This window comes from Allomesorhizobium camelthorni (assembly GCF_011045125.1).
GTDB lineage: Bacteria > Pseudomonadota > Alphaproteobacteria > Rhizobiales > Rhizobiaceae > Allomesorhizobium > Allomesorhizobium camelthorni.
In genome coordinates this window covers 1-7,013 of the sequence record NZ_JAAKZF010000156.1, presented here as the reverse complement: position 1 = coordinate 7,013, position 7,013 = coordinate 1, and the positions used below count along the sequence as shown (strand labels likewise).

Sequence of the window (7,013 nt, the reverse complement as noted above, 5' to 3'; positions counted from 1 at the left end):
GCAATGCTGTTGCAACGCGCTGCGTCATCGGCACCGATCCCCTCTCGCCCCCGTAAATGACCGATGAGCCGGGGACAGAATGTCCTGCCTCGCCGATCGTTGTCTGCCGTCCGGCTTACTTGAGGAAGCCGTTGGTCTTGAGGAAGTCGAGCGCTACGGCATTGGCCGGCTCGCCCGCCACCTGCACGCGCCCATTGAGATCCTGCAGTGTCTTGAGGTCGAGCTTGGCGAAGACGGGCTGCAGAAGGTCGACGATCTGCGGATATTGCGTGAGCACGGCCTCGCGGATGATGGGCGCGGGCTGATAGACCGGCTGCACGCCCTTGTCATCGTCTAAAACGGTGAGCTTGGAGGGCGCGATGCCCCCATCGGTGCCATAGACCATCGCCGCATTGGCGCCGGAGGTCTGCTGGGCCGCGGCGGCGATCGTCGCCGCCGTATCGCCGCCCGAAAGCGTGATGAGCTGGTCGGGCTTGAGGATAAAGTCATAGGCGGTCTGAAAAGCCGGAAGCGCGGCTGGTGAGTTCACGAATTCGGCCGAGGCCGCGAGCTTGACCTCGCCGCCGCCCGCGACCCATTTGCCGAAATCGGTGAGGGTCGTGAGGCTATTCGGCCCCGCAACGTCGTCGCGCAGGGCGATTGCCCAGGTATTGTTGGCCGGAGCGGGCGCCAGCCAGACGATCTTGTTGACGTCGTAGTCGATCTTCTTGGCCTCGTCATAGCCCCGCTGCGCATCATTCCAGATGGGCCTGTCGGCCTCGTTGAAGAAGAAGGCGCCGTTGCCAGTATACTCGGGATAAATGTCGATCTGGCCGGCGGTGATGGCTTTGCGCACGACCGGGGTGGCGCCGAGCTGGATCTTGTCGGTGACGGGGATCTGGTTGGCTTTGAGCACTTCGAGGATGATGTTGCCCAGCACGCTGCCTTCGGTATCGATCTTGGAAGAAACCACGACCTGAGCCTGAGCCGTAGTCGCCGTCAATGCCAGCGCCGAAAGGGCACCGAGAATCTTGATGGTCACTCGCATGATATACTCCCGTGTTGTCTTGGCTCACGCCAATTCCAGAGCACACTCGTCAATTTGGTTTACGAACGCCGAGACAACTGATTTTCTCAGTTGTTGGCTAAGGATTTGAGGTGGCGTACAAAATTCAGCACGTCGGTGGGCATAAGACGGCCGATCGCGCGGGTTGAATAGACGGCTGTCACGATCCGGCCCTCGGGATTGATGACGAACCCGGTTGCTTGGAGACATTGGGGATCCTCATTGACGAAGGCGCCGGTGGCTGCGGAAACTGCTCGTACATCCGCGCCGTAGCCGACCGGGAACCCGAGCTTGTGCTTGTCGGCGAGCGCCTCCGACTTTTCCCGATCGTCCACCGATACTGAAACGACCCTGATTCCCTCCTCGGCGAACGTGTCCGCCGCTCGCGCAAATTCGGCGAGCTGGGCGTTGCAGTACGGACACCAGGAACCACGGTGGAACAGGATCACCCCGAACCTGCCCGCCAGATCGCCGGGCAAATGGATTTCGCCGCCACCGGCGCGGGCAAAGGTAAGAGATGGAAAGATATCGCCATTTTGCAGCATCATAATTGCATTCCTTATTAGAGCGTTGGCGCTCTCAAAGCGCCGAGTGGTCCTTCACCGCTTCCTCCAGCGCCGGTTCCAGTCCGAGAAAGCGTTCGGTCCGCCGCTCTGCAATGCCTTCAAGTGAATGGGTTTTCTATTGAAGCCTATTACGAAAGCTCGAGGGTGCGGCGCGCCCCAGTGAAGTTCTGGGCCATGCCGCGTACGTGCCGAGCGGGAACCGGAGCAGATGAGTGGGGAGCCCTTAGTCCTCCACGAGCACTTCCCATCAGGCAGTGCCGGGTTGCAGTCCCGATCGGTGCATTACTTTACATCTACACCTTTCCAGAATGCGACATAGCCTTTGATGGCCGCTGCTGCGTCAGAAGGTTCGGCATAATACCATGCCGCGTCTTCATTCGTCTTACCCTCGACGAGAAGCGCATAGTAATTCGCAAGACCCTTCCACGGACACCGGCTAGTCGCCGTGCTCGGCTTTAGATACTCGGTTCTGACGGACTCAGGCGGAAAATAGTGGTTGCCTTCGACGAGAACGGTCTTGTCCGATTCCGCTATCACCGTCCCGTTCCATGTCGCGACCGTCATTTCTCGTTCCTTTCTTGCTAAGAGTTCAAGTTGTTCGACCCCGCGCGAACCTTTGAAAAGGTCGTCGCCTCTGGATCGCCCGGAGCGACTATTGGAGGAGCCGCAATCCTACTTGGTGACGCAGTTCCTGCAGGTCCCTTGCGAACGTGCGGATGCCCTCCGCCAATTTCTCTGTTGCCATAGCGTCTTCGTTCATAATCCAGCGGAAAGTGACCTCATCGATGGGGACGCCGGGTGCGGGATGCTTGATGTCGACCGCGTTCTCGCTGACAAACCAGTGGCAAATGGCATCCGTCGGCCGCCGCAGTGGTTGTTGGGGAACTGCGCCGGGCGAAAGCACTCGCTCAAGTTGATCGCTGTTCGATTCTAGGGCATCGAGGAGACTTGGCGCGATCGTGAGCCGGTCACAGCCGGCCAGCGCCCGAATTTGACCGATATTCCTGAACGACGCAGCCATCACGATCGTTTCGATGCCTTCGGACTTGAAATGGTTGTAGATGTTGCGAACAGACTCAACACCTGGGTCGTCCTCCGCGCTGAAGTCCCTACCTTCGGCTTTCTTATGCCAATCGTAGATGCGTCCTACGAATGGTGAGATCAGGAATGCCCCAGCATCAGCGCTTGCGATTGCCTGCGCGCGGTCAAACAAGAGCGTCATGTTGCACATAACGCCCTCCCGCTGCAGAATCTCGGCCGCCCGAATACCTTCCCACGTCGCAGCGAGCTTGATGAGCACCCGGTCCCGCTGGATGCCGCGCTCCTCGTAGTCCGCTATGATTTGTCGGGCCTTAGCAGCCGAAGCCGCAACGTTGAAAGAAAGGTTGGCGTCAACTTCCGTCGACACGTATCCAGGTACGCGGCGCAAAAGTTCGACCCCAACAGAAATCGCCAAGCGATCTGCGGTGGCTGCTGCAATGCGCATCAGGTCGCCACTACGCTTACGCCCCCATGACAGCGCTTCATGAACGACGTCTGTATACGCCTCGCTTTCTATCGCCCTGAGGACGATAGTTGGATTTGTAGTACAATCCACTGGTTTCAGTCGTTCAACCGACCCCAGATCACCGGTGTCGGCGACAATCGTCGACATCGCGCGCAGCTGTTCGAGGCTTGAGGTCACGGGCGTTTCCTTTCGGCGTCATCGATGTTGGGCCGTGAAATTGGCACCGGATGGAAATCGTCCATCCGACACCAGGTCACGGACAATGTGTCTGTGAACGCCCGGTCAAACCGGCTTGTGCGATTCCTCTTCCTCGAAGGTGACCGCCACGGCCGCATTCGCCGAAAGACGGACCCGCGTTCCCTCTACGGTGGCGACCAGTCCGAGATCGATAAAGTGACTGTGCCCGGCGTGACTGCCCTCGCCGCTATCGCGCTTTGATAGCTTGATGCGGCCATCGACAACGGCTTCGACAGTGCCCAGATGGACGCCGTCAGCACCGATCACTTCCATGTTCTGCGCAATCTGTTGGTCGCTCATAGTTTTCTCCTTGAAGCTTAGGTTAAATTCGTCAATTGCGCGCCGTCCCGCGGGACGAGGCCCGAAAAGCTCGATCGAGCAAGCCGAGAACCATTTCGGCAGCTCGCACGGACCCTGCGAGGCGACAAATCCTGATCAGACACGAGGTTAAACAATCCCATATCGGTTAAGTCCCCAAAGCCGTGTCCGAACGTCCACAAGCCGTCGCATCACATCCGGCAAGACCAGGCTATGGTCGCTTTCGGAAGATCCCAAGAAACCTGTCAACGTCGATCGAGAACCCATTCCCGACCACGATCCCTGCGGGATCGATAGCGACAAACCATGGCGTACCGCCTGTGCGGTAATTTACCATCGTTGTTGAATATTGTCCGTCTGGCGAGACCGGGTCGTGGCCAAAAGGAATGCGTAGTCCGTAACGCCGCTGGTCGGGGCCCAACTGATCGGCAGTGTTCACGTCGAACCCTTCAAACACGGTCTGGACAGCGGCAAGTCCAACATCCTCTGGTGCTCGCTCAGTCAACTCAACCAGCGCTGGAAACCCGTGCGAGTGGCAACCCGGGCACCAATGCTGATAAAAGAACAAGATGCGATACCGGGAACCCAGCTCCGAGAGTGTTAGCGGAGTTCGCGGCTGCCCGGACTCATCGATCCAATGTGGAACGATGAGATCCGGTGCAACCCGACCCTGAATACCATTTGTCATGTCGTGCCCGCGCATCAGTGCGTTAAACCTCACGCGGCCTTTCGCCGTAGCAATTTCCAGTCCGGGCGAACGAAATGGCAGGTATAGCCATTCGGGCGGGATAATCCTGATGCTCCGGTTCCGCTTCCCAGAAATCGCGGGCGGGCGCGACCTCTGTGACGACGCGCCCCTGGCCACAAGCCGGACTGATTGACATCGGCTATTGTGTCTTCAGCTATGCGACGCTCCTCGTCACTCGTGTAGAAGACCGCGGAACGGTAGCTCGTGCCCCGGTCGCTGTGTTGGCTGCGGTTCACCGTCGTCGGATCGTGGATCTGGAAGAAAAATTCGAGCATTTCGCGGTAACTCGTCTCGTCCGGATTGAATACGATCTCGATCGCCTCAGCATGGGTGCCAACATTTTCGGTAGGTAGCATTCGGCACGTCGCCACCGAAATAACCGACCCTCGTCGAAAGGACGCCGGGGCGGCACCTTATCAGTTGTTGCATTCCCCAGAAGCATCCGCCGTCAAGAATTGCGGTTTCGGTTTTCGTTGTCTTCGCTAAGTCTCCTGACTGAAAAGTTTGAGGTATTCACCATAACCTTCGCTCTCGAGCTGATCACGATGAACGAAGCGGAGAGATGCGGAGTTCATGCAGTAGCGTAGACCTCCCTTGTCGCGAGGTCCGTCCGAAAACAAATGGCCCAGATGACTGTCCCCATGCTTGGACCGGACCTCGGTGCGCGTCATTCCGTGCGATCGATCGACGATCTCGACCACGTTCGCCGGCGCCAGGGGCTTTGTAAAACTCGGCCATCCGGTGCCGCTGTCGAATTTATCGGCGGACGCGAACAGCGGCTCGCCCGACACCACTTCGACATAGAGCCCCGGTTCTTTGTTGTCCCAATATTCGTTCTGAAACGGTCGTTCGGTGCCGTCTTCCTGGGTGACCCGGTACTGTTCCGGTGTCAGCCTCGACACCGCCTCGGGATTTTTGCAGTATGTTCTCATCTTCTGAACTCCTGTGCAGGCAATCCGAAAGTACGAACACGGGTCTCCGCGGTCCAATAACCGTTGGCTATGAAATCGATGCCATTGGCGTGCAACCGTGAGCAGAGCATACCGACACTTCTTACCCGCCGCGGGTGCCAAACTCTCGCCGGAGCGACGTCTTTGAGACTTGCCGACGAGGGTGGCGATGCCGAGGGCCGTGGCGATTGCCGCGTAGGGTGTAGCGGTCAACCCTAACCCTTCCACCACCCGGCCTCCGATGAGCGAGCCGCCTGAGATGCGGAGGTTGAAGGCGGCGACATTCATCCCGAATGCCGCCGCAACGGCTTCAGGTGCGATCCTACGGGCGACCTTCACGACACCGTCCTGCATGATCGGAGGGATCGCGAACGCAAAGACTCCCCAAATCGCGATGACCACCAAAACGGCCGCTTCGGCACGCATTCCGAGACTGATCAGCACGAAGGACGTGATCAGGCCGATGAGCGTGACGACCATCGCTCTCGACGTGCCGATCTTGTCGGTTAGCCTGCAAGCGGTGAAGTTGCCAACGACGGTTTGCGCCCCCAAAAATCAATCAGCGCGATGCTGATCGTAGTCGTGTCCACACTGGTTACCTCGGTCAGGATCGGCGCGAGGACTGACGTGCCGCCGAATGCGGCCGCGGCCAGAAGGTACATTAAGGAGAGATCAGGGGTTCCCAAGCAGTTTCATCTGCGAAAAAAGCTCACCGGTGGTGCATACGGGATGTTTCGCGGGAGGAAGATCGCCAACGCCGTCAGCCGATGGCACCCATGGCAGTGACGATCAGGAAGGTCAGTCTCCAGTCAAAGCCGTGGCCAATCCGCGACCCGAGCGGAACACCGATTACCATCGCGATCGTCAGGCCGCCTCATGAGAGCGACGGCCAAACCAGATTTCTCCCTTGGAACTATCGACCCCGCGAAAACAGCCCCAACCCCGAAGAAAACACCGTGGGAGAACGCCATCATGATGCGTGATATCAATAGCGTCGAGTGCTTGCGCACCTAACCCGGGTTCCTGGGTAAGATGCGTTCTGCAACGACCGGACTTCGAATTGCTGTGTGATGCCGACGAGACAGCTTACGAATGCGCTGCGCGGATTCGTCGGAGCCACCGCGCCGATTTTGCATCGAAACTAGGGGTTCCGTGACATTCAACGGCGCGACGGTGGAGGGCGCTTCATAGTTAAAAGCTCCATCACATCATGCAGATCATCCGCGGATGAGATGGCAACCGTCAGCCACTTCCCGTCAATGTATGTTTTGGCTTCATCGTAGAGCTTGACCAATTGCGAACGCCAGACGTAACGCCGCTCCTCAAACTTCGCTCGTTCTGCTCCCCCCATGACCACGACGGCCGAAAACAGCCTGTATTCCGGCACTAACGTGCAGAATGCCTTAGTCTTCTTGTAGCGCAGAGACCAACCGCGGTTCTTGCCGCCATAGAGCCAATCCGGCGCGAAAACACCGGGGTAGAATTCGTCGATCCAGTTCCGCAGCCCGGCCCAATGCTCGAAAGCCTCCGGTCCGATCCAGTGGCGGACGGCGCCGTCATCGGGTGGTGCTGATTTGTCGATGATCCTGTCGCCGATCTGGGGGACCGTCTCGCCGTCGGTGACCGCTAGTGTCGTATCGGA

General features: G+C 58.5%; 7 protein-coding genes and 1 pseudogene. All 8 read right to left on the bottom strand.

From position 1 onward, the window contains the following. Positions 1–115: 115 nt before the first annotated feature. The 8 genes and pseudogenes from osmF to G6N73_RS33965 all read right to left on the bottom strand — a co-directional run bounded on the left by osmF (position 116) and on the right by G6N73_RS33965 (position 6,968). Positions 116–1,027, bottom strand: a complete 912-nt coding sequence (gene osmF / locus G6N73_RS34000) for a glycine betaine ABC transporter substrate-binding protein OsmF (protein ID WP_165034285.1) — start codon at positions 1,025–1,027, stop codon at positions 116–118. Positions 1,028–1,113: 86 nt separating this feature from the next. After that, positions 1,114–1,593 (bottom strand): peroxiredoxin family protein, encoded by a 480-nt coding sequence (locus G6N73_RS33995; protein WP_246252792.1) that lies wholly within the window; start codon positions 1,591–1,593, stop codon positions 1,114–1,116. A gap of 300 nt (positions 1,594–1,893) precedes the next feature. Beyond that, entirely contained in the window at positions 1,894–2,175 is a 282-nt protein-coding gene (locus G6N73_RS33990; protein WP_165034284.1) for a DUF427 domain-containing protein, read from the bottom strand. An 88-nt stretch (positions 2,176–2,263) separates the two neighbouring features. After that, complete coding sequence (locus G6N73_RS33985; protein ID WP_165034283.1) at positions 2,264–3,295, bottom strand: transaldolase family protein; 1,032 nt, start codon at positions 3,293–3,295, stop codon at positions 2,264–2,266. A gap of 105 nt (positions 3,296–3,400) precedes the next feature. Then, on the bottom strand, positions 3,401–3,655 hold the full coding sequence (locus tag G6N73_RS33980) for a DUF2171 domain-containing protein (protein ID WP_165034282.1): 255 nt from the start codon (positions 3,653–3,655) through the stop codon (positions 3,401–3,403). 735 nt (positions 3,656–4,390) lie between these two features. Then, a pseudogene (msrA, locus tag G6N73_RS33975) lies at positions 4,391–4,850 on the bottom strand (peptide-methionine (S)-S-oxide reductase MsrA). Positions 4,851–4,903: 53 nt separating this feature from the next. Next, complete coding sequence (msrB, locus tag G6N73_RS33970; RefSeq protein ID WP_165034287.1) at positions 4,904–5,353, bottom strand: peptide-methionine (R)-S-oxide reductase MsrB; 450 nt, start codon at positions 5,351–5,353, stop codon at positions 4,904–4,906. A gap of 1,177 nt (positions 5,354–6,530) precedes the next feature. Further along, positions 6,531–6,968: a DUF3788 family protein gene (locus G6N73_RS33965; protein WP_165034286.1), complete on the bottom strand. Its 438-nt coding sequence runs from the start codon at positions 6,966–6,968 to the stop codon at positions 6,531–6,533. Between the last annotated feature and the right edge of the window lie 45 nt (positions 6,969–7,013).

Excerpts from the sequence above, each read along its gene's own strand:
- osmF (WP_165034285.1), bottom strand. The coding sequence starts at position 1,027 with ATGCGAGTGACCATCAAGATTCTCGGTGCCCTTTCGGCGCTGGCATTG.
- G6N73_RS33995 (WP_246252792.1), bottom strand. The coding sequence starts at position 1,593 with ATGATGCTGCAAAATGGCGATATCTTTCCATCTCTTACCTTTGCCCGC.
- G6N73_RS33990 (WP_165034284.1), bottom strand. The coding sequence starts at position 2,175 with ATGACGGTCGCGACATGGAACGGGACGGTGATAGCGGAATCGGACAAG.
- G6N73_RS33980 (WP_165034282.1), bottom strand. The coding sequence starts at position 3,655 with ATGAGCGACCAACAGATTGCGCAGAACATGGAAGTGATCGGTGCTGAC.
- msrB (WP_165034287.1), bottom strand. The coding sequence starts at position 5,353 with ATGAGAACATACTGCAAAAATCCCGAGGCGGTGTCGAGGCTGACACCG.